Origin of the sequence: Stutzerimonas marianensis (assembly GCF_022810315.1) — a bacterium.
Lineage (GTDB): Bacteria > Pseudomonadota > Gammaproteobacteria > Pseudomonadales > Pseudomonadaceae > Stutzerimonas > Stutzerimonas marianensis.
The window spans coordinates 303,691-323,378 of record NZ_JALGRD010000006.1 but is presented as its reverse complement, the minus strand read 5'-3'; the positions used below and the strand labels follow the sequence as shown (position 1 = coordinate 323,378).

The following is a 19,688-nucleotide window of genomic DNA, read 5'->3' as shown; positions in this document are numbered from 1 at the left end:
GGGGAGGCGCTGCCAGAACGCATTCGGCGGCCGGGTTGTCAACGTGAGCAGTTATAATGATGGCGCATTTGAACCGTCAAGCTACGCGCGCTGGATCACAGGATAGCGCCGTTCCCAACCAATGGAGGAAGCCCATGCCCTCGTTCGACGTGGTGTCCGAGCTGGACAAGCACGAAGTGACCAATGCCGTCGACAATGCCATCAAGGAGCTGGATCGGCGCTACGATCTGCGCGGCAAAGGCAGTTTCGAGTTCAAGGAACTGACCGTCACATTGACCGCCGAAGCGGATTTCCAATTGGAGCAGATGCTCGAAATCCTCAAGTTGAGCCTGGTCAAGCGCAAGATCGATATCCAGTGCCTCGAGATCAAGGATCCCTATCCGTCCGGCAAGATGGTCAAACAGGAAGCCGTTTTGCGCGAAGGCATCGACAAGGAGCTGGCGAAGAAGATCGTTGCCCAGATCAAGGATGCCAAACTCAAGGTGCAGGCCGCGATCCAGGGCGAACAGGTGCGCGTGACCGGCAAGAAGCGCGACGACCTGCAGGAAGCCATCGCCCTGCTGCGCAGCAAGGATCTTGGCATGCCGCTGCAGTTCAACAACTTCCGCGACTGATCCCTTCTACGCACCCTCGTGGTGCTTCTCGTACTAGCCGATGCGCATTCGATTGCTCGGGTGCGCGCGGCGTCCTCATGGAGACCCTTACCCATGGATTTGAGTGTCGATTATCTGGTCGATCTGTCCGAGGCCTGGCTGCCCATCGTTCTACAGTATGGCGCGCAGGTGGCCCTGGCGCTGATCACCTTCCTCATCGGCTGGTGGCTGATCAACGCCTTCATCGGCAAGGTGGGCAAGCTGCTCACGCTCCGCCAGGTCGACCCCTCGCTGCACGGCTTCATCGAAAGCCTGGGCGGCATCGTCCTCAAGGTGTTGCTGCTGATCAGCGTGGCTTCGATGATCGGTGTCGAGACCACCTCGTTCATCGCCGTGATCGGTGCCGCCGGTCTGGCGATCGGCCTGGCCCTGCAGGGCAGCCTGGCCAACTTCGCCGGCGGTGTGTTGATCCTGATATTTCGCCCGATCCGGGTCGGCGAGTGGATCGAGGCACAGGGCGTGGCCGGCACGGTGAATTCCATCCAGATCTTCCATACCGTGTTGAAGACCGCCGATAACAAGACCATCGTCGTACCCAACGGCAGCCTTTCCAACGGGCACATCACGAACTATTCCCGCGAGCCCCGCCGGCGTGCGGACATCAACGTGGGCATCGATTACAGCGCGGATATCAAACTGGCGCGCAAGATCTTGCTGGAGCTGGCCGAGGACGAACGCGTCTTGCGCGATCCGGAGCCCGTGGTCTTCGTGACCGGCCTGGGCGATAGCTCGGTCAACCTGTCGTTGCGGGTCTGGGTGGCCACCGGTGACTACTGGCCCGTCACCTTCAGCTTCACCGAACAGTTGAAGGAGCGCTTCGATGCGGCGGGCATCGGCATTCCATTCCCGCAGCGGGTTGTGCACCTGGTGCAGAGCTGAAATAGCGCGCGTCGACCTGGATTTGAAAGCCGGCTATGCCGGCTTTTTTCATGGTGCCGATTGCTCCGTGCGGGGCAACGCCTCGTTGGCCTGGGGTGTGTGCCGGTTGCGCGACCACTGCCAGGCGATGAGGATCAGGGTCGGTACGCCGAGCAAAGCGGTCACGAGGAAGAAGTCGCTGTAGCCGAGGTGCTCGACCATGACGCCCGAGTAGCCGCCGATCAGCCGGGGCAGGAGCAACATCAGGGAGCTGAGCAGGGCGTACTGGGTCGCCGAGAACTTCAGGTTGGTCAGGCTCGACAGGTAGGCGACGAACGCGGTCGAGGCCAGGCCGCCGCTGAAGTTGTCGCAGGAGATGGTCACGATCAGCATGTTCAGGTTCGCACCCATGCCGACCAGCAGGACGAACATCAGATTGGTTGCCGCCGAGGCCAGACCGCCCAGGAACAGAATGGGCAGGATGCTGAACCGGACAATCAGCAGGCCACCGAACGCGGCGCCGAGCAGGGTCATAATCAGGCCGAACAGTTTGCTGACACTGGCGATTTCGTCCTTGGAAAAACCCTGATCGATGTAGAAGACGTTGGCCATCACGCCCATCACCGTGTCGGACATCCGGTAGGTGGCGATCAGCCCGAGCAGCAGCAAGGCTTGCCAACGGTAGCGCAGAATGAAGTCGGTGATCGGTGTCAGTACTGGCCCCATGAGGATGCGTCCCGGTGCCGACAGGCAACCCCAGACGATCAGCAGGTACATGGTGCCGCGCGGCCAGTAGCCACCCCAGAAGGACTGGAACATCCCGCCCGTCGCGACCAGCAGGATGATCAGCACGATTACCGAGACGGCCTGATGGACGAAATCGAAGTGCGGCGGGCGCTGGCGTTGCTTGGCCTGTTCAAGCATCTGCCGGACCGGCACCAGCAGGCTGCGACCCGCCGGTGAAAGCGAACCGATGATGAACAGAAGGTACAGGATCGCCCGCGGCCAGGCCTGGGCGATCAGCGCGTTGATCATCGCCGGTATCGAGATCAACAGCACCAGCAGCAGGCCGACCGCGGCCAACTGGTGGTTGAAGCTGTAGCGTGAGGGCTGGTGAGGCAGCGGGACGCCTGCTTCGGGTTCGGGGATCAGCAGGCTGGTCAGCAGGCCCGGCAGGATGAGCAGGGCGAATACGAGGTAGGTCGCCGTCCACGCCGACTGGTTGTAGTCCAGGTTGCTCGAACCCAGCCACTCAGCGAGGAACAGCGCGCCAGCACTGGCCAGCAGCATGGCGATCCGGTAGCCGGTCATGTAGCTGGCGGCCAGCGTGGCTTGCAGCTTGTCTTCGGCGATTTCCAGTCGGTAGGCATCGATGGCGATGTCCTGAGTGGCCGAAGCGAAGGCGACGGCGACGGCCAGCGCGATCAGCATGGTCAGGCTGGTTTGTGGATTGCACAGCGCCATGCCGATCAGGCCGATGGCAATCACCGCTTGCGACAGGACCAGCCAGGAACGTCGCCGGCCCAGCTTGCCGATCCAGGGAAGCCGCCACTGATCGAGCATCGGCGACCAGACCCATTTGAACGCATAGGCCAGGCTGATCCAGCTGGCGAAGCCGATCGTCTCGCGGGATACCCCAGCCTCGCGCAGCCAGACCGATAAGGTGGAGAACACCAGGATGGCCGGGAGACCGGCAGCGAAACCGAGCACGAGCAGGGTCAGCGAGGCAGGGCTGGCATAGGCGGCGAGTGCGGCACGCCAGGTATCACGGGACATAGGCAATCGGGCATGGCGAGTGAACGCGCACTCTACCCGCTGTGCTCCGGCGAATGCCAGCCGTGTCGACGTATGTCGACGCGGTCGTTGACCACCATCACCCCTTCGGCTCGCAGCCTGGCGCGCTGCTCGTCTCCAGCGCGGCTGCCCGCCGGCAGGCTCAGCCGTCCTCCGACGCCCATCACCCGGTGCCAGGGCAGGCGCGTGTCATCCGGCAGTTGCGAAAGCATGCGTCCGACCCAGCGTGCCGCGCGCCCCAGGCCGGCCATGGCCGCCAGCTCGCCGTAGGTGGTCACGCGGCCCTCCGGGATCTGTGCCAACGTCAGATAAAGGGCGGCCCGGCGTGCCTCGGGATCGCCGTTGTGCAGTGCGTTTCGATGGAACTCGTCTACGTTCATCGCCTCTCCGCGGGTGGAGGTGATCAGCGCCCTGAAGCTTGCTCCCTCGCCCTGAGGAGGGGCAAGCGCGCCGCACGGTTCGTCTTTGCAAGCGTTCCGTTCAGCGGTCTGCGCTTGTTGTCTGCCAGCGCATCAGGATAATGGCAGGCTTTCTCATTTAGCCCTCTCGCAGACCTCACGATGTTTCCCAGAACCCTGCTTTGCTTTGCCCTGTCGACCCTGACCCTGCCGGCATTGGCCGATACCGTATGGCTGAAGAATGGAGACCGACTCACCGGCAAGATCAGTGTGCTGGATGGCGGCAAACTGCTGATCGAAACCGAGTACGGTGGCTCCATCCCGGTGAAGTGGAGCCAGGTCGCGACCCTGGAAAGCAATCAGCAACTGCTGATCAAGCAGGATGACGTGACCGGAGAAATCGCCAAGTCCCTGCAGGCCGCCGATGACGGCAAGGTCATCCTGAGCAACGGCGGCGAGCCGCGCACCGTTGCGTTGAGCAGCATCAGCCAGATCATCCATCCCAAGCCGCTGATTCAGGACCTCACCTGGAAAGGCAACATCGACGTCGCGCTGGACTACAAGCGGGCCGAAACCGATACCGACGATTATGACGTGTCCTTCGACACCTCGGCGCGTCACGGTCTCTGGCGGCACAACGGCAAGGGCAGCTACAACCGCGAATACCGTGACGGCGTGACGGCCACGGACAACTGGGACGCCGAGTACGCGCTCGACCGCTTTATCGACGAGCACTGGTTCTGGCAGGGGCGGCTGCAATACAAGCGCGACAAGATCGAAGACGTACGGCGTCAGCGCACGATCGGTACCGGTCCCGGTTACCAGTTCTGGGACAACGAGCTGGGTGCCTTCTCGCTGGCATCGCTGCTCAACCGCAGTGACTACGAATTTGCCAGTGGCGAAAAGGAAGACTTCTATTCGCTGGCGATGAAGTGGGACTACAACCGCTACCTGGTCGGCAAGACGTTCGAACTGTTCAGCCAGGGCGAGATTGGCAAGCCGCTGGAAAACGTTGCGGACTATGAGCTCGATGCGGCGGTGGGGCTGCGCTACAAGGTGACCGACTGGGCTTCGCTGAACATGAAGGCCGAAAAGGACATCGTCAGCGGCGCCGAAAGCGACCTCGACGAAACCCGCTACAGCATCGGCTTCGGCATCGGCTGGTAACGACCAGTCGACTACCGGTCTGGGGCATCGGTGACCGCGCCCCAGCCGTTCTCCGCGGCGTCCTTGCGTTACAGGCGCAAGCCGCCGTCCAACTCCAGAATGCGTCCGGTGAAATAGTCATTCTCGAAGAGGTAGGCGACTGAATGGGCAATCTCCATCGGCTTGCCCAGCCGTTTGAGCGGAATGCCTGCGGCCATCTTCTCCAGCGCCTCGGGCTTCATGCCGGCCACCATCTCGGTTTCGATGAAGCCAGGGGCGACGCCCGCCACTCGGATGCCATGGCGTGCCAGTTCCTTGGCCCAGACCACGGTGTCGGCAGCGACGCCTGCCTTGGCCGCGGAGTAGTTCGCCTGCCCCATGTTGCCGGCCCGGGAGATCGACGAGATATTGATGATCGCCCCGGTGCGCTTCAGCTCGATCATCTTGGCTGCGACCTCCCGCGTGCAAAGGAATACGCCGGTCAGGTTCACATCGATCACGGCCTGCCACTGGGCCAGGCTCATCTTCGACAGCTCGCCATCCTTGACCTTGACGGTCAGCCCGTCGCGCAGGATGCCGGCGTTGTTGACCAGACCGTCCAAGGCGCCGAAGTCTTCGCTTACCCGGGCAACCATCTGGCTGACCTGCGCCTCGTCGGCCACATTGCATAGATAGGCTCGGGCATCGCCGCCGGCCTGCTTGCAGGCGGCCACTGCGTCGTCCAGTCGCGCCTGGTCCAGGTCGACCAGCGCCACTTTCGCGCCTTTGCCTGCGAGGTATTCGCCCATGGCACGGCCGAGCCCCTGGCCGCCGCCGGTGATGATGATGACCTTGTCGTTGAGCTGCATGTGATCTCCTGCTGTCGAGGCGCTCGCGACGCCGCGAAGTCGAATCGGTATGCTGGGGCGACCCAGCCGTGACCCGCCCCGAGGAGCCTCCGTGAGCGCAGAAGCCACCAAGCATGCCCGACTCTTACTGCTCAAGGAATACCGCGGCATGCTCTCCACCCACTCGCAGGCCATGCCCGGTTTCCCCTTCGGTTCGGTCGTGCCCTATTGCCTGGACGCCGCCGGTTGCCCGCTGCTGCTGATCAGCCGGATCGCCCAGCACACGCGCAACCTGATGGCGGACCGGCGCTGCTCATTGCTGGTCGGCGAGCGCGGGGCGGAGGATGTGCAGGCGGCCGGTCGCCTGACCTTGTTGGCCGAGGCCCGCCCGCTCGATTCCGAAGCCGCCATCGAAGCCGCGGCGCTGCGTTACTACCGTTATTTCCCCGAATCGCGAGACTATCACCGCGCGCATGACTTCGATTTCTGGACATTGCAGCCGGTGCGCTGGCGGTTCATTGGCGGCTTCGGCGCGATTCATTGGCTGGATCAGGTCGCGCTGGGCAATCCCTTCGCGGGGGAGGGCGATCGGGAAGGCGGCATGCTCGAACACATGAACGCCGACCATACCGCCGCGATTGCCCATTACGTACAGCAGGCCGGACTGCGCGCCAGCGAACCGGCACAGATGGTGGGGATCGACAGCGAAGGGTTCCACCTGCGCATCGGGCAGGCGATCCACTGGCTGGCGTTCCCCGAACCTTGTACCAATCCCGGCGCTGTGCGCCATGCGCTCGTCTCGATGGCCAGGGCGTGATCGACCGAAAGCGCGAATAATTCGTTACAGGGCGAGGGCGGCCATGGGTTGAATCCGCCGACGTCCGACGTCATTTACACCACTTCGGAAGCTGTTCTTCCGCCAAAGGATCTTCGATGCGTATCTTCCTGCTTCTTTTTTTGCTCTTTCCGCTCGCCGAGCTGGCTGTGCTGATCAAGGTCGGCAGTTCCATTGGCGTTCTGCCGACCATCCTGCTACTGATCATCAGTGGTATGGCGGGCATTCTGCTGTTGCGTCTGGCCGGGTTCGCCACCGCCTGGCGAGCGCGTGAGCGCCTCGCGCGCGGTGAGCTACCGGAGCAGGAAATGCTCCAGGGGTTGATGATGGCGGTGGCCGGCGGGTTGCTGTTCCTGCCTGGTTTTCTCAGCGATGTGATCGCCCTGCTGGTGCTCTTTCCGCCGACCCGTCGGCTGTTTCTGGGCCTGGTTGGGCGCCGTATCGAGCGTCAGGCGCAGCGCCGTCGTGCTTTTGAAGATGACATTCGGCAACGGAGCGGCGAGCAGCCCGCCAACCATCGGCCCAACGTGATCGAGGGCGAGTGGGAGCGCCGCGACAAGTAGCGGTCGGGACAATCGATCGAAGGCATGCTCGGGCATGCCTTTTTTCGTTCTCAGATGAAAAAAATCACGACGCGCCCCTTGAATTCGTTTTCCCCGCCCGCATGTAGCGGACACCGAAAGGTCGCTGTCGCGATTTGACAGTCCGTCTTCTGCGGCTCGCGTTGCGGGCCGCAACCGGCACCGCCGGATTTGCCCAACCCGCCGATGCAGATGCACCGGCATGGAAATCACTGTACTAGGAGAGATCGACAATGAAGCTTCGTCCTCTGCATGACCGCGTCGTGATTCGTCGCAGCGAAGAAGAAACCAAGACCGCAGGCGGCATCGTTCTGCCGGGCTCCGCTGCCGAAAAGCCGAACCGTGGCGAAGTCGTCGCTGTTGGCACTGGCCGCGTTCTGGACAACGGCGAAGTACGTGCCCTGGCCGTCAAGGTCGGTGACAAGGTCGTGTTCGGCCCTTACTCCGGCAGCAATACCGTCAAGGTCGACGGTGAAGACCTGCTGGTGATGAGCGAGAACGAAATCCTCGCCGTCGTCGAAGCCTGATCAGCGTTCGCTTTGCGAATTGCGCTCCATCAACAGATTTTGAGGAAGAATCAACATGGCTGCTAAAGAAGTTAAGTTCGGCGACTCCGCTCGCAAGAAGATGCTGGTTGGCGTGAACGTCCTGGCGGACGCGGTCAAGGCGACCCTCGGCCCGAAAGGCCGCAACGTGGTGCTGGAGAAGAGCTTCGGTGCTCCGACCATCACCAAGGATGGCGTTTCCGTCGCCAAGGAAATCGAGCTGAAGGATCGTTTCGAGAACATGGGCGCCCAGCTGGTCAAGGACGTTGCGTCCAAGGCCAACGACGAAGCCGGTGACGGCACCACCACCGCGACCGTTCTGGCCCAGGCCATCGTCAACGAAGGCCTGAAGGCCGTTGCGGCCGGCATGAACCCGATGGACCTCAAGCGCGGCATCGACAAGGCGACCATCGCCATCGTCAAGGAACTGAAGAACCTGTCCAAGCCGTGCGCCGACTTCAAGGCCATCGCTCAGGTCGGCACCATCTCCGCCAACTCCGACAGCTCCATCGGCGCGATCATTGCCGAAGCCATGGAAAAGGTCGGCAAAGAAGGCGTCATCACTGTTGAAGAAGGCTCGGGCCTGGAAAACGAGCTGTCCGTCGTCGAAGGCATGCAGTTCGATCGCGGCTACCTGTCCCCGTACTTCATCAACAAGCCGGACACCATGGTCGCCGAGCTGGACAACCCGATGTTGCTGCTGGTCGACAAGAAGATCTCCAACATCCGCGAACTGCTGCCGGTGCTGGAAGGCGTTGCCAAGGCCGGTCGTCCGCTGCTGATCGTTGCTGAAGACGTCGAAGGCGAAGCTCTGGCCACTCTGGTCGTCAACAACATGCGCGGCATCGTCAAGGTTGCTGCCGTCAAGGCGCCTGGCTTCGGCGATCGTCGCAAGGCCATGCTGCAGGACATCGCGATCCTGACTGGCGGTACCGTGATTTCCGAAGAAGTCGGCCTGAGCCTGGAAACCGCTACCCTGGAGCACCTGGGTAACGCCAAGCGCGTCGTGCTGAACAAGGAAAACACCACCATCATCGATGGTGCTGGCCAGCAGGTCGACATCGAAGCCCGCGTTGCGCAGATCCGCAAGCAGGTGGAAGACACCACCTCCGACTACGACAAAGAGAAGCTGCAAGAGCGTCTGGCCAAGCTGGCTGGCGGTGTTGCGGTGATCAAGGTCGGCGCTGGCACCGAAGTTGAGATGAAAGAGAAGAAAGCCCGCGTTGAAGACGCCCTGCATGCTACTCGTGCAGCCGTCGAAGAAGGCGTGGTGCCTGGCGGCGGCGTTGCCCTGGTGCGCGCTCTGCAGGCGATCTCCGAGCTCAAGGGTGACAACGAAGATCAGAACGTCGGTATCACCTTGCTGCGCCGCGCTGTTGAAGCGCCGCTGCGTCAGATCGTTGCCAATGCCGGTGGCGAGCCGAGCGTTGTGGTCGACAAGGTCAAGCAGGGTTCGGGCAACTATGGCTTCAACGCTGCGACCGACGAGTACGGCGACATGATCGAGATGGGCATTCTCGACCCGGCCAAGGTTACCCGTTCGGCACTGCAGGCAGCGGCTTCCATCGGCGGTCTGATGATCACCACCGAAGCCATGATTGCCGAGATCGTGGAAGACAAGCCGGCTCCGGCCATGCCGGACATGGGCGGCATGGGTGGCATGGGCGGCATGATGTAAGCCGACCGGTACCCCGCTGTACCAGAAGCCCCGCCTCGTGCGGGGCTTTTTTTTGGACGCACGACGGCGCGTCATGCTGCCGTCATCTGGCGCAGGCAGTTTCTCCGCCACGCGGTCGATGCATCAGGCGATGGACCGTTGGTCGCCTGGCCGAGCGACCTGGTTCACCCTGGTCTATGGTCAGATTCTCAAATCACGACATATCAAAGGTTTGCGCAATGAAGCTTGAAATGGCACGAGGACTGTTTCTGGTTGGCGCGCTGGGCGTCGCTTCGTTGTGCGCGGCCGCCTGGAACGAACCTGACGCCCGGGTCATTGCGCGAAGCGAGCTTGGCAATCAGTGCCCGGTGCCGCGCATGGCGCGAGCCTCTGCGGCCGAGGTTCGCCCGGATCACGACCTGCTCCTGTTCATGTACGGCCTGTCACAGAGCCTTGTCAGTCAGGGGTGACGCCCGCAGTAGGGACCCCGCGACCCGGGGCGCGATGTGCCCCCGCAATTTCCCTTCTTCACCATCCGGCGCTGCGACAGCGCTGATGCCTCTAGGCGCGCTCCTGCAAGGCGTCTTCTGGGCGGTCCGGGCTGGCCAGCAGGCTGTAGACCGCCGGTAGCACGAACAAGGTGAACAGCGTACCCACGGTCATGCCCGTGGCGATCACCAGGCCGATATCGAAGCGGCTGACTGCGCCGGCACCGCTGGCCAGGATCAGCGGGACCATGCCGAAGACCGTCGCCGCGGTGGTCATCAGGACCGGCCGCAGGCGAATGGCGGCGGCTTCCTCGGCCGCTTCCCGCCGGCTCAAACCCCGTTCCAGGCGCAGCTGGTTGGCGAATTCGACGATCATGATGCCGTGCTTGCTGATCAGGCCGATCAGCGTCACCAGGCCGACCTGGGTATAGATGTTCATGCTGGACAGGCCGAGAAACAGGGGGACCAGGGCGCCGCAGATCGACAACGGCACCGTGACCAGAATCACCAGGGGATCACGGAAGCTTTCGAACTGCGCGGCCAGCACCAGAAAGATTACCGCCAGTGCCAGACCAAAGGTGACGTACAGTGCGTTGCCTTCCTGGATGTACTGACGCGACGCACCGGCATAGTCGAAGGTGAAACCCTGCGGTGCCTCCTCGGCGGCGATGCTGCGTAGCGTCTCGATGGCCTCGCCCATGCTGACGATGGGAAAGCCTTGGATGGTCGCCGCGTTGAGCTGCTGGAACTGGGTCAGTTGGGTCGGCCTGGCGCGGTCGCTGACGGTGATCAGCGTCGACAGCGGCAACATCTCGCCTCGGTCGTTCTTCACGTAGTAGTTGTTCAACCACCCCGGATTGTCGCGGTAGGCTCGCTCGACCTGGGCAATCACCTTGTAGCTGCGGCCTTCGATGGTGAAACGGTTGATCTCGCTTTCACCGAGCAGGGTCGCCAGGGTCAGTCCGAGGTCTTCCATGCTGACGCCCATCTGCGCCGCCTTCTGACGGTCGATGTCGACCACCACTTCCGGCTTGTCGAACGCCAGGTCGACGTCGAGAAAGGCGAACTTACCCGAGGCCTGTGCCTTGTCCCGGATTCGTTCGGTGACCTGCAGCAGCGACTCGTAGTCGCTGGCCGTGTTGATCACGAACTGGAACGGCAGGCCTTCGCCGGTGCCGGGAAGCGAGGGCAGGTTGAAGCCGAACACCTGCAGGCCGGGGATTCGGTCGATCTTTGCCTGAACCTCGGGGAGTACCTCCATCTGCGTGCGCTCGCGCTCGTCCCAGGGCGTCATGAGAAAGCCGCCGATGCCGCTCTGCACGCCATTGAATCCATTGATCTGGAACCAGGAGTAGTACTCGGGGAACGACTTGAATATCTCGAGAAACTGATCCGTGTAGGCGTTCAGGTAGTCGAGGTTGGCGGTCTGGGGAGCGCTAGCCATCATGAAGATGATGCCCTGATCCTCCTCGGGCGCCAGCTCGCTCTCGGTGAACATCAGCAAGGCCGGAATCAGACCGAGCACGATCACCGCGAACACCAGGACCACCGGACGCGTGTTCAGCGTGCTGTGCAGGGCGCGCTGGTAGCGGCGCTTCAGGCGATCGAACAGCAGGTCGAGCCGGTGGGCGAGGCCGCTGGGGTTCTCCTCGTGACGCAGCAGGCGCGAACACATCATGGGCGACAACGTCAGCGCCACGATGCCCGAGATCAGCACGGCGCCGGCCAGCGTCAAGGCGAACTCCTGGAACAGGGCGCCGGTCAGCCCCTGCAGGAAGCCGATGGGCGCGTACACGGCGGCGAGGGTGATGGTCATGGTCACCACGGGCATGGCGATCTCGCGGGCGCCGTCGATGGCCGCCTGGAAGGGCGTCTTGCCCTGCTCGATGTGCCGGTGGATGTTCTCCACCACGACGATCGCGTCGTCCACCACCAGGCCGATCGCCAGGACCATCGCCAGCAAGGTGAGCAGGTTGATCGAGTACCCCATGGCCTGCATGACGAACAGCACGCCGATCATCGACAGCGGGATGGTCACCACCGGGATCAGCACCGAGCGCAGCGACCCGAGGAAGAGAAATACCACGACGATGACGATCACTACCGCTTCGGCGAGCGTCTTGACCACCTCGTCGATGGACGCCTGGATGAAGCGCGTCGCGTCATAGGCAATGGTCACTTTCAGGCCGGGTGGCAGCTGCGACTGGATCTGTGGCATCACCGCGCGGACTTCTTCGATCACGTCCAGCGGGTTGGCGCTGGGTGTGCCCTTGATGCCGATGTAGACCGAAGGAATACCGTCGAAGGAGCTGACCGCGTTGTAGCTTTCGGCGCCCATCTCGACCCGCGCCACGTCGCCGAGCAGCACCCGACTGTCGCCTTCGGTCTTGACCGGAATGCGGGCGAAGGCTTCCGGTGTCTTCAGTTCGGTGTCGGCGTTGATGCTGGTGACGGTGTATTGGCCTTTCACCTCGCCAGCGGCGGCGAGGAAGTTGTATTTGCGAATGGCATCGTTGATGTCCGAGGCGGCCAGGCCGTAGGCAGCCAGTTTCACCGGGTCCAGCCACAGGCGCATGGCGAACACCTGATTGCCGAGAATCTCCGCTTCCGCCATGCCGGGCAGTGTCGCCAGTTTCGGCTGGATGACGCGCGACAGGTAATCGGTGATCTGGGGATTGCTCAGCTGATCGCTGTAGAAGCTGATGTACATCAGCGCCGTCGAGTCGGCGGCCTGCTTGTTCAGTACCGGATCCTCGGCATTCTGTGGCAGCTGATTCTTCACCGAGTTGGCCTGACTGAGCAATTCGGTGTAGAGGCGATCGGTATCGGCGCCGATGCGGGCGTAGACGGAGATGATCGAAACGTTCTGCTGGCTCACCGAGGTCATGTAATCGACCCCTTCGGCGCTGGCCAGGCTCTGTTGCAGCGGCTGGGTGATGTAGCCCTGAATGGTTTCGGCATTCGCGCCGGGATAGGCGGTGGTCACCGTGATCAGCGCGCTCTCCATCTGCGGGTACTGGCGGATTACCAGGCTGGTGAAGGCCTGCAGGCCGAGCAGGACAAGCAGCAGGCTGATCACGCTGGCGAGCACCGGACGACGGATGAACGGGTCTGTAAAGGCCATGACGTATCCTTGGGCGCTCGGTCAGCGGGGCGTGGACGGGGCGTTCTGTTCGGTTTCGAGCGTGCGCGTCTCGGCAATTGCCACATGGGCGCCGTTGTCGAGCTTGAGCTGACCGGCGACCACCACCTGCTCGCCCGCTTCGAGGCCCTCGAGGATCACCACCTCACCGCCCCGGCGATCGCCCGTCCTGACGAAGCGTCGCTCGACGACGAGGTAGGGCTCGTCGGCCTCGGCTGTCGCGGCCGACGCTTCGCCTTCGGGCGGCTGGCCTTCCTTGACCAGCAGCACGGAGTTGCCATACAGCGTGTAGGTGATGGCGGTCTCCGGGACCACCACCTGCGGTGCTTGCTCAGGTAGCAGCACTTCCAGATCAGCGAACATGCCCGGCAACAATCGCTCGCCTGGGTTGGCCAGTTCGGCGCGAACCTGGACGTTGCGCGTGGTGATCTCGACCTTGGGGTTGATGGCGACGATCCGGCCTTCGAAATGCTCGCCCGGGAACGCCGCGACCCGGACATGGATCGGCTGGTCGAGCGCGAGCAGGGGCACCTGTTGCTCGGCCAGGTAGAAATCGACGAAGAGGGTGGACAGGTCCTGCAGCGTCGCCAACGGCGTACCGGCTGCGACGAAATCGCCGACGTCGACCTGGCGAATCCCGATGGTGCCGGAGAATGGCGCCAGGATGCGCTTCTTCGCCAGGCTGGCCTTGAGCTGTTCGACAGTGGCCGCGGCTTTCTGCGCCTCGGCGTTGAGGCGGTCGAATTCGCTGCGGGAGATGGCCTGGCGGTCGACCAGGCTGCTCGCGCGCTCGAACTCGACCTTGGCCAGATGCAGGTCGGCCTGGGCCGCGGCCAGGCTGGCACGCTCGATTTCGCTGTCGAGCAAGACAACGGGCTGGCCTTTCTCGATCTTTTCGCCGGAGCGGAACTGGACGTCGCTGACGGTACCGGCGATTTCCACCGTGAGGTCGATGCCCTGCGAGGCAGTCAGTGTCCCTATGGCGGGGAGCCGGCGTTGCCAGGGTTCGCGCCGGGCTTCCCGGACTTCGACCGCGATCGGCGGCTTGGGCGCCTGGAATTGCTGGATCTGGGTGTAGATGGTGTTGAACTTGAGCGCGGCGAGGATCAGTACCACGACGATCACCGCGCCGAGCATGAACAGCATGCGGCGCCACATGTTCCGTATTCCTTGGAGAAATGAGCCGGCTGCTAATGCCGTGTACGAGGCAGCCGATGGACACGCGTCACGAGTGCAGCCTGGGGCTGGTCTCGATCTGTTGTTAGCTGGACCAGGCGGTCCATGAAAGCGAAGGAGACGTTAGCCGCGAACCGGGCGCAAGTAAAGGGCTGGCCCGGTCGGGAGAGGGTGGGAGAGGCGGGCAGGACCGGGCCGCCGCCTCTCTGCCCTGGGGGGCGTCAGCTGGCCAGGCGGCGAGTGACGTCGCTGAGCCCGGTCGACAGCTCATGCAGGTTCTGGCTGGCCTTCTCGGTGCGGTCGACGTTGTCCTGGTTGGTCGTGGCGATGCGGGTGATTTCGACGAGGTTGCGCGAGATGTCCTCGGCGACGGATGTCTGCTCCTCGGCGGCGGTCGCGATCTGCCGGTTCATGTCGCGGATGGCCTCGATCTCATGGGTGATGCGCTGCAGCATGTCGCCGGCCACCGTTACCTGCTCGACGCCCTTGTCGCTGTGGGTCTGGCCGCTTTCGATCGCGCGCACCGCATCCACGGCGCCGGTCTGCACGGTGTCGATGATCTGGTGGATTTCCGCCGTCGAGTCGGCCGTGCGGCGTGCCAGGGTGCGCACTTCGTCGGCAACCACGGCGAATCCCCGTCCTGCATCACCGGCACGGGCTGCTTCGATCGCTGCGTTGAGCGCCAGCAGGTTGGTCTGGTCAGCGATGCCGCGGATCACTTCCAGTACCTTGCCGATGCGGCCGCTGTCGGCTTCCAGCTGGCGGATGACGTCTGCGGTGTTACTGATTTCGCCACGCATGTGGGTGATGGTCGCGATGGTCGAACGCATGACCTGCTCGCCATCCTGCGCCGAACGGTCGGCGGCATCCGCTGCGCGGGCGGCGTGGGCGGCGTGACGGGCCACTTCCTGGGCCGTGGCGGACATTTCCTGCATGGCCGTGGCGACCTGATCGGTGCGCGAGAATTGGTCGCGGGTGCCCTGGCTCATGAGCGCGGCGATCGCGTTCAGCTCGCCACTGGCGCTATCGAGATCCGAGGTGCTGCGCTGCAGACGGGTGAAGGTATCGGCCAGGAAGTCGCGAAGCACGTTGGCCGCGACGGCCAGGCGGCCCAGTTCATCCTTGCGGCTGCTGTCGACGCGCTCGGAGAACTGGCCCTGGCTGAGCTTGGCGATATGGTCGATCAGGTGGCGAATCGGCGACACCAGGTTGCGATTGACCAGCCAGAGGCTGAGCAGAGTGACCAATACACCGGCGATCAGCATGATCAGCGAGCCGGTGACGATCGTCTGGTCGGCGCCCCGACTGATGGTCGATGAGTTCTGCTGTGCGCTGTCGCGCAACTGGTTGACCAGCGCACTGAGCTGGTCGCTCGTGGCGCGGTCGATGCCCTTGACCGCGGCGTCTCCCGCGCTGGGGTCGGCGCCGGCGGCCAGGAAGGCGTCACGTCCGACGCGATAGGCAGCGCCCAGCTTGCGGTGTTCATCCTGCAGGGTGCGCAGTGAGGTGGTCAGCGCGGTATCGTGCTGGTTGGCCTGCACCAGGGTGCCGAGCAGCGCCTGCACCTTGCCTTCCTGGGCTTCAAAGCTCTTCCAGTACTTGTCCAGATTGTCCGGCGACTTGCCGCGCAGCAGTACGTTCTTCCACTCCTGGACCTGGATCTTGAATTCGAGGTTGGCCTGGTCGATGAGCCGCGAGGCCTCGATCGGGCCCTTGAGCAATTGCTGATACGCGGCGATGTCCTTGGACAGGAAGGAAAAGCTGCCCAGTGCAATAAGCAGCATGGTCGCCAGGCTGCCGGCAATCAGCACCAGCATCTGTGCGCGCAGGGACGTCTTGAGAGTCATGTACGGTCTCGCATCGAGTGGGTAATGCCGCTAACGCAGGGTGCGCCAGTTGGCCGTCGAGACGTCCATGTCGCACCCTGTTTCGGCTCGGTCACTCGATACTTGAGCGTGTTCAGACCAGGCGCAGATGGTTGTCCCAGAGCCCGGCCGGCAGCTGCAGCGGCATGCTGGCGAAGCGTTCGCCGGTGCAGTCGAGCAGGCGGCAACGGCCTTGTCCGGAGCTGACCACGAAGCCCTTGTCGACCGCGGCGACGCCAGCGCAATCGGGCAGGTGAATCTCGGCGCGCAGTGCTGTGCTGTCCAGATCCCAGACGAACAGGGTGTTGCCGCGAGGAGCGGTGACGGCAAGCAGTCGCAAGCTGTCGTTGATCGCCAGGCTGGCGGTGTACTGGTTCATGGTCATGCGCTGCGCCTCGCCGAGCGGGAACGGCTGGAAGGGCTGACCCGGGCGCTTGATGGCGAGCAGCGGGGCGCGGTCAAGGGGATCGCCTTCGTACTGCTGGCCGGAGACCACGGTGCCATCGGCCGCGACGGCCAGGTGCCGCACGCTGTTCATCTGCTCGGGCAGCTGTTCCTTGCTGACCAGGATGCCATCGCGGCGCAGCAAGACCAGGCTCGGCTCCATGGCGTCGAGGTTCATCATCTCGCGGCTGTCGGCCTCGGTGCGGATGCCGCCATTGGCGATGACCAGGGTTTCGCCGTCCGGCATCCACAGCAACTGATGCGGGCCGATGCCGTGGGTGGGGTGCTCGCCGATGCGTACCAGCCGACGCTCCTCGACACGATAAAGGCCCAATACGCCGCGGCCTGCGTCGGTGGTGTCGTTCTCGGTGGCGTAGAAAAGATCGCCGCTGGCATGGAATACGCCATGGCCATAGAAGTGACGATCGGGGGGCGAAGCGATCACTTGCAGCAAGGTGCCGTCGCGGCTGTCGATCAGGTAGCTCTCGCGGCTCGGGCGCCGGCCGACGAAGACAGCCAGCGGCAGGTGCGGGTGGGCGTAGATGTCATGGCAACGCTCGGCGACCGGCGTGGCGAATACACGAGTGCCGTCGAGCCGATAGCCAACCGCGTAGTGCTTGCCGTCGGCATCGTCGCGCGCCGACAGCAGCAATGGCTGCGTGGAGGTATGGGTAAGGGTCCAGCCCCCGACCGCGGTGGCGGCAACCAGGGCACTGCCCAAGCCGAGGAAGGCACGGCGTTTCATGTCAGTCTCCGTCGTGGGCGTTGAAGCCGATCTGCACGCCCAGCGCGCGGGCGAGTTCGGTCTGGTGCAGGCGGTGCAAGGTGTTCAGGTCGTCATAGAGCGCATCGAGCCGTTCACGTCCTGCCTCGTTGGCGATGAGTTCGCTGAACGGCACCATGGCATCGGCGAGGTGCTTGCGGGTAGTGGCGTAGGCCACCTCGATACGCGAGGCCAGATCCTGCTGGTCCTTTGGCACCAGCGCCTTGAGGCCATTGTCGTCCGCTCCCTGCCACAGGCGTTGAGCGCCGGCGAGCGCGGCGTCGATGCTGCCGAGGGTGGCATCGCTGCGCCAGGCTTCGGCCTGGAACGGCTGGGGATGCCCTTTGGTCTGGCGGCCCAGCGGTGCGCCGAGCTTCTTCTTCAGACCGTCCAGCGCCGTCACCTGGACGCGCAGGATGTCGGCAATGGCTTCGCTGGCGTCGGCATAGCGCTCGTTGGGGAATTCCTTGAGCTGCTCGGTCATGCCGTCCTCGGCTTCCCAGGCCTGAAGCACGTCGGCGGCGAGCTTCTGCTGGTGTTCGCCGATGGCCTCGAGCAGCGGGCAGTAGCGTGCCTTGGTGGCGCTGTCGGTGAGGTCGACGGCCTTGTCGTACAGCACGTATTCGTAGGCCGACAGGCCCTGCAGCACGACGCTGCCGTTCTCGATGTCCGCTTGCGTGAGGTTGGGTTTGCGCTTGAGCAGGGCCGTGACCTGGCGGCCGACCAGGTTCTTCTTGTCGGGCCAGAACTGAACCTGCCAGGCGCGGTTGCCTTCGCCCATCGGGCCGACGAGCATCGGTTGCAGACCGGCCCAGGCGAACTGGGCGTTGAGGAAAGCCTGGCGCGTCGCGTCAAGCTCCTCGTTGTCCGCGCAGAACGCGATGCTGCTGGCAGCCATGCGCCGGTTGGCCTCGGCCCATTGCGTATAGGCGGGCAGCAGGACCTCGTCGGTCAGGGTGGTGCTCGTTTCGGCGTAGGGATCGCTCGGTGCGCAGGCGCTCAGCAACAGCCCAAGCGTGATGGCGGCGGCAAAACGTGGGTAAGGATTCGAGTGCATGATGTTCCCCGGTTGGCACGGAATTCATGTTCCGTAGCTAGAGTGATTCGAGAAAGGCCAGCAGGGCCTGGCGTTCGGCCTGGTCGAAGCCAAGCACCGTCTGTTTCGCCTGCTCCGCTTCGCCACCGTGCCAGAGGATCGCCTCGAGCAGGTTGCGTGCGCGGCCGTCGTGCAGGAACTGGGTATGGCCGCTGACGGTTTCGGTCAGCCCGATACCCCACAACGGTGGGGTACGCCATTCGCTACCGGTGGCTTCGAACTCGGGACGGCCGTCGGCCAGACCTTCGCCCATGTCGTGCAATAGCAGGTCGGTGTAGGGACGGATCAGCTGGCTGGCCAGTTCCGGCTCGGCAGCCTCGGCACTGGTGGTGAATGCCGGGACATGGCAGCGCTGGCAGCCGGCCTGATGAAACAGGCCCTTGCCGGTGAGCACTTGCGGGTCGTCCACGTTGCGGCGGGCCGGGACACCCAGGTTGCGGGTATAGAACAGCACCTGGGCCAGGATGTTGTCGCTGACTTCCAGCTCGCCGCCATCAGGCAGGGCGCGGCATTCCTGCTGACGCTCGGTGCAGCTGGTGCCATTGAAGAGGCGGGTGCTCAAGCCCATGTCGTTGAAGAAGGCGTCCGCGTTCTGCTGATTGAGCGTGGGCTGTCCCGCCTTCCAGCCGAAGCGGCCCATGACGGTTTTGCCGGTAGCCTGGTCGTAGACGCGGTTGGGCCGGCCGGAGATGCCATCGCCGTTGCGGTCATCCGGGTCGGCGTGGGCAAGCAGCGCCGATTCAGGGATGGCTTCGAGCAGGCCCAGGCCGATCATCGGGGGCGCGACGCGAACCGAGAACTGCGTATCCGGATGCAGTGGGCCATACCCCAGCTGCGTGAGGTGCAGCGCCGGTTTGCGCAGCTCGACCTCATGGCCATCGGCGAAGCGCTCGATGTGAGTACCGTAGCTGAGGCGCACCTTGCCTTCGGGCGCGACGCCGGGAATCGCCATGTCCTGCAGCTGGCCGCCGTAGGTTGGTTCCGGCGCGATCCCGCGTTGCCTGACGACCTCGGCGTGGGCGTCTCCGGCTGGAATCGATAGCCGTACCAGCATGGACACGGCATTGCCCTGCTCGCCTTCGACGGGGTGACCACGGCCATCCTTTATGTGGCAATTCTGGCAGGCGTTGGTGTTCATCAACGGGCCGAGGCCGTCGCGTGCGGTGGTCGAGGAGGGCGCGATGACCCAGGGGTTGCGGAAGAAACTGTTGCCGACGCTGAAATCGACGCGCCTGATCGGCGCCAGATTGGCCGCTGGCATGGAAAACGCGTTCTGGTCGAATCGCTTGACCGTCGCGCTGCCGGCCGAGAGGGCTTCGCCGGGTTCAGCCTGTTCGAAGCGCGGGGCGGGCTCGTCGCAGGCACCGAGCGCAAGGGCGAATAGCAGGACGAGAGCTGAACGGCATGACGGGCGCATCGA

17 protein-coding genes are annotated in these 19,688 nt (G+C 63.7%); 8 read left to right on the top strand and 9 right to left on the bottom strand.

Annotated elements, in window-relative coordinates; translation table 11 throughout:
* Positions 1-134 precede the first annotated feature (134 nt).
* The gene (locus MST27_RS12960) at positions 135-614 is read left to right on the top strand and encodes a YajQ family cyclic di-GMP-binding protein (protein WP_243606353.1); all 480 of its coding nucleotides are present in this window, start codon (positions 135-137) and stop codon (positions 612-614) included.
* A 93-nt stretch (positions 615-707) separates the two neighbouring features.
* Positions 708-1,532: a mechanosensitive ion channel family protein gene (locus MST27_RS12955; protein ID WP_243606352.1), complete on the top strand. Its 825-nt coding sequence runs from the start codon at positions 708-710 to the stop codon at positions 1,530-1,532.
* Between the two features lie 48 nt (positions 1,533-1,580).
* Here MST27_RS12955 and MST27_RS12950 read toward each other — a convergent pair whose 3' ends face one another.
* On the bottom strand, positions 1,581-3,287 hold the full coding sequence (locus MST27_RS12950; RefSeq protein WP_243606351.1) for an AmpG family muropeptide MFS transporter: 1,707 nt from the start codon (positions 3,285-3,287) through the stop codon (positions 1,581-1,583).
* Positions 3,288-3,319: 32 nt separating this feature from the next.
* Positions 3,320-3,685, bottom strand: coding sequence for an MGMT family protein (locus tag MST27_RS12945; RefSeq protein ID WP_243606350.1), 366 nt, complete (start codon positions 3,683-3,685; stop codon positions 3,320-3,322).
* A gap of 180 nt (positions 3,686-3,865) precedes the next feature.
* On the opposite strand from MST27_RS12945, the gene MST27_RS12940 reads away from it, so the two are divergent.
* Positions 3,866-4,870 carry a DUF481 domain-containing protein gene (locus MST27_RS12940; RefSeq protein ID WP_243606349.1) on the top strand — a complete coding sequence of 335 codons (1,005 nt, stop codon included), beginning with the start codon at positions 3,866-3,868 and terminating at the stop codon, positions 4,868-4,870.
* 68 nt (positions 4,871-4,938) lie between these two features.
* On the opposite strand, the gene MST27_RS12935 is transcribed toward MST27_RS12940, so the two are convergent.
* Positions 4,939-5,697: an SDR family oxidoreductase gene (locus MST27_RS12935; protein ID WP_243606348.1), complete on the bottom strand. Its 759-nt coding sequence runs from the start codon at positions 5,695-5,697 to the stop codon at positions 4,939-4,941.
* 91 nt (positions 5,698-5,788) lie between these two features.
* Here MST27_RS12935 and MST27_RS12930 point away from each other — a divergent pair, with 91 nt between their 5' ends.
* From MST27_RS12930 to MST27_RS12910, 5 genes are all read left to right on the top strand, one after another.
* Positions 5,789-6,493, top strand: coding sequence for a HugZ family pyridoxamine 5'-phosphate oxidase (locus MST27_RS12930; RefSeq protein ID WP_243606347.1), 705 nt, complete (start codon positions 5,789-5,791; stop codon positions 6,491-6,493).
* Between the two features lie 116 nt (positions 6,494-6,609).
* Positions 6,610-7,074, top strand: coding sequence for an FxsA family protein (locus tag MST27_RS12925; RefSeq protein WP_243606346.1), 465 nt, complete (start codon positions 6,610-6,612; stop codon positions 7,072-7,074).
* Between the two features lie 251 nt (positions 7,075-7,325).
* On the top strand, positions 7,326-7,619 hold the full coding sequence (locus tag MST27_RS12920) for a co-chaperone GroES (RefSeq protein WP_003294630.1): 294 nt from the start codon (positions 7,326-7,328) through the stop codon (positions 7,617-7,619).
* Between the two features lie 55 nt (positions 7,620-7,674).
* Positions 7,675-9,315: a chaperonin GroEL gene (gene groL, locus MST27_RS12915; protein ID WP_243606345.1), complete on the top strand. Its 1,641-nt coding sequence runs from the start codon at positions 7,675-7,677 to the stop codon at positions 9,313-9,315.
* A gap of 218 nt (positions 9,316-9,533) precedes the next feature.
* Entirely contained in the window at positions 9,534-9,764 is a 231-nt protein-coding gene (locus MST27_RS12910; protein ID WP_243606344.1) for a hypothetical protein, read from the top strand.
* A gap of 91 nt (positions 9,765-9,855) precedes the next feature.
* On the opposite strand, the gene MST27_RS12905 is transcribed toward MST27_RS12910, so the two are convergent.
* The 6 genes from MST27_RS12905 to MST27_RS12880 form a co-directional block, all read right to left on the bottom strand.
* Positions 9,856-12,906: a multidrug efflux RND transporter permease subunit gene (locus tag MST27_RS12905; protein ID WP_243606343.1), complete on the bottom strand. Its 3,051-nt coding sequence runs from the start codon at positions 12,904-12,906 to the stop codon at positions 9,856-9,858.
* Positions 12,907-12,927: 21 nt separating this feature from the next.
* Positions 12,928-14,082: an efflux RND transporter periplasmic adaptor subunit gene (locus tag MST27_RS12900; RefSeq protein ID WP_243606342.1), complete on the bottom strand. Its 1,155-nt coding sequence runs from the start codon at positions 14,080-14,082 to the stop codon at positions 12,928-12,930.
* A gap of 239 nt (positions 14,083-14,321) precedes the next feature.
* Positions 14,322-15,947 (bottom strand): methyl-accepting chemotaxis protein, encoded by a 1,626-nt coding sequence (locus MST27_RS22790; protein WP_243606341.1) that lies wholly within the window; start codon positions 15,945-15,947, stop codon positions 14,322-14,324.
* A gap of 112 nt (positions 15,948-16,059) precedes the next feature.
* Positions 16,060-17,154: a DUF1513 domain-containing protein gene (locus MST27_RS12890; protein ID WP_243606340.1), complete on the bottom strand. Its 1,095-nt coding sequence runs from the start codon at positions 17,152-17,154 to the stop codon at positions 16,060-16,062.
* A 1-nt stretch (position 17,155) separates the two neighbouring features.
* Positions 17,156-18,229, bottom strand: coding sequence for an imelysin family protein (locus tag MST27_RS12885; RefSeq protein ID WP_243606339.1), 1,074 nt, complete (start codon positions 18,227-18,229; stop codon positions 17,156-17,158).
* Positions 18,230-18,266: 37 nt separating this feature from the next.
* The gene (locus MST27_RS12880) at positions 18,267-19,685 is read right to left on the bottom strand and encodes a di-heme oxidoreductase family protein (protein ID WP_243606338.1); all 1,419 of its coding nucleotides are present in this window, start codon (positions 19,683-19,685) and stop codon (positions 18,267-18,269) included.
* Between the last annotated feature and the right edge of the window lie 3 nt (positions 19,686-19,688).

Excerpts from the sequence above, each read along its gene's own strand:
- MST27_RS12905 (WP_243606343.1), bottom strand. The coding sequence starts at position 12,906 with ATGGCCTTTACAGACCCGTTCATCCGTCGTCCGGTGCTCGCCAGCGTG.
- MST27_RS22790 (WP_243606341.1), bottom strand. The coding sequence starts at position 15,947 with ATGACTCTCAAGACGTCCCTGCGCGCACAGATGCTGGTGCTGATTGCC.
- MST27_RS12940 (WP_243606349.1), top strand. The coding sequence starts at position 3,866 with ATGTTTCCCAGAACCCTGCTTTGCTTTGCCCTGTCGACCCTGACCCTG.
- MST27_RS12955 (WP_243606352.1), top strand. The coding sequence starts at position 708 with ATGGATTTGAGTGTCGATTATCTGGTCGATCTGTCCGAGGCCTGGCTG.
- MST27_RS12950 (WP_243606351.1), bottom strand. The coding sequence starts at position 3,287 with ATGTCCCGTGATACCTGGCGTGCCGCACTCGCCGCCTATGCCAGCCCT.
- MST27_RS12960 (WP_243606353.1), top strand. The coding sequence starts at position 135 with ATGCCCTCGTTCGACGTGGTGTCCGAGCTGGACAAGCACGAAGTGACC.
- MST27_RS12925 (WP_243606346.1), top strand. The coding sequence starts at position 6,610 with ATGCGTATCTTCCTGCTTCTTTTTTTGCTCTTTCCGCTCGCCGAGCTG.
- MST27_RS12885 (WP_243606339.1), bottom strand. The coding sequence starts at position 18,229 with ATGCACTCGAATCCTTACCCACGTTTTGCCGCCGCCATCACGCTTGGG.
- MST27_RS12880 (WP_243606338.1), bottom strand. The coding sequence starts at position 19,685 with ATGCGCCCGTCATGCCGTTCAGCTCTCGTCCTGCTATTCGCCCTTGCG.
- MST27_RS12890 (WP_243606340.1), bottom strand. The coding sequence starts at position 17,154 with ATGAAACGCCGTGCCTTCCTCGGCTTGGGCAGTGCCCTGGTTGCCGCC.
- groL (WP_243606345.1), top strand. The coding sequence starts at position 7,675 with ATGGCTGCTAAAGAAGTTAAGTTCGGCGACTCCGCTCGCAAGAAGATG.
- MST27_RS12910 (WP_243606344.1), top strand. The coding sequence starts at position 9,534 with ATGAAGCTTGAAATGGCACGAGGACTGTTTCTGGTTGGCGCGCTGGGC.
- MST27_RS12935 (WP_243606348.1), bottom strand. The coding sequence starts at position 5,697 with ATGCAGCTCAACGACAAGGTCATCATCATCACCGGCGGCGGCCAGGGG.
- MST27_RS12920 (WP_003294630.1), top strand. The coding sequence starts at position 7,326 with ATGAAGCTTCGTCCTCTGCATGACCGCGTCGTGATTCGTCGCAGCGAA.
- MST27_RS12900 (WP_243606342.1), bottom strand. The coding sequence starts at position 14,082 with ATGTGGCGCCGCATGCTGTTCATGCTCGGCGCGGTGATCGTCGTGGTA.
- MST27_RS12945 (WP_243606350.1), bottom strand. The coding sequence starts at position 3,685 with ATGAACGTAGACGAGTTCCATCGAAACGCACTGCACAACGGCGATCCC.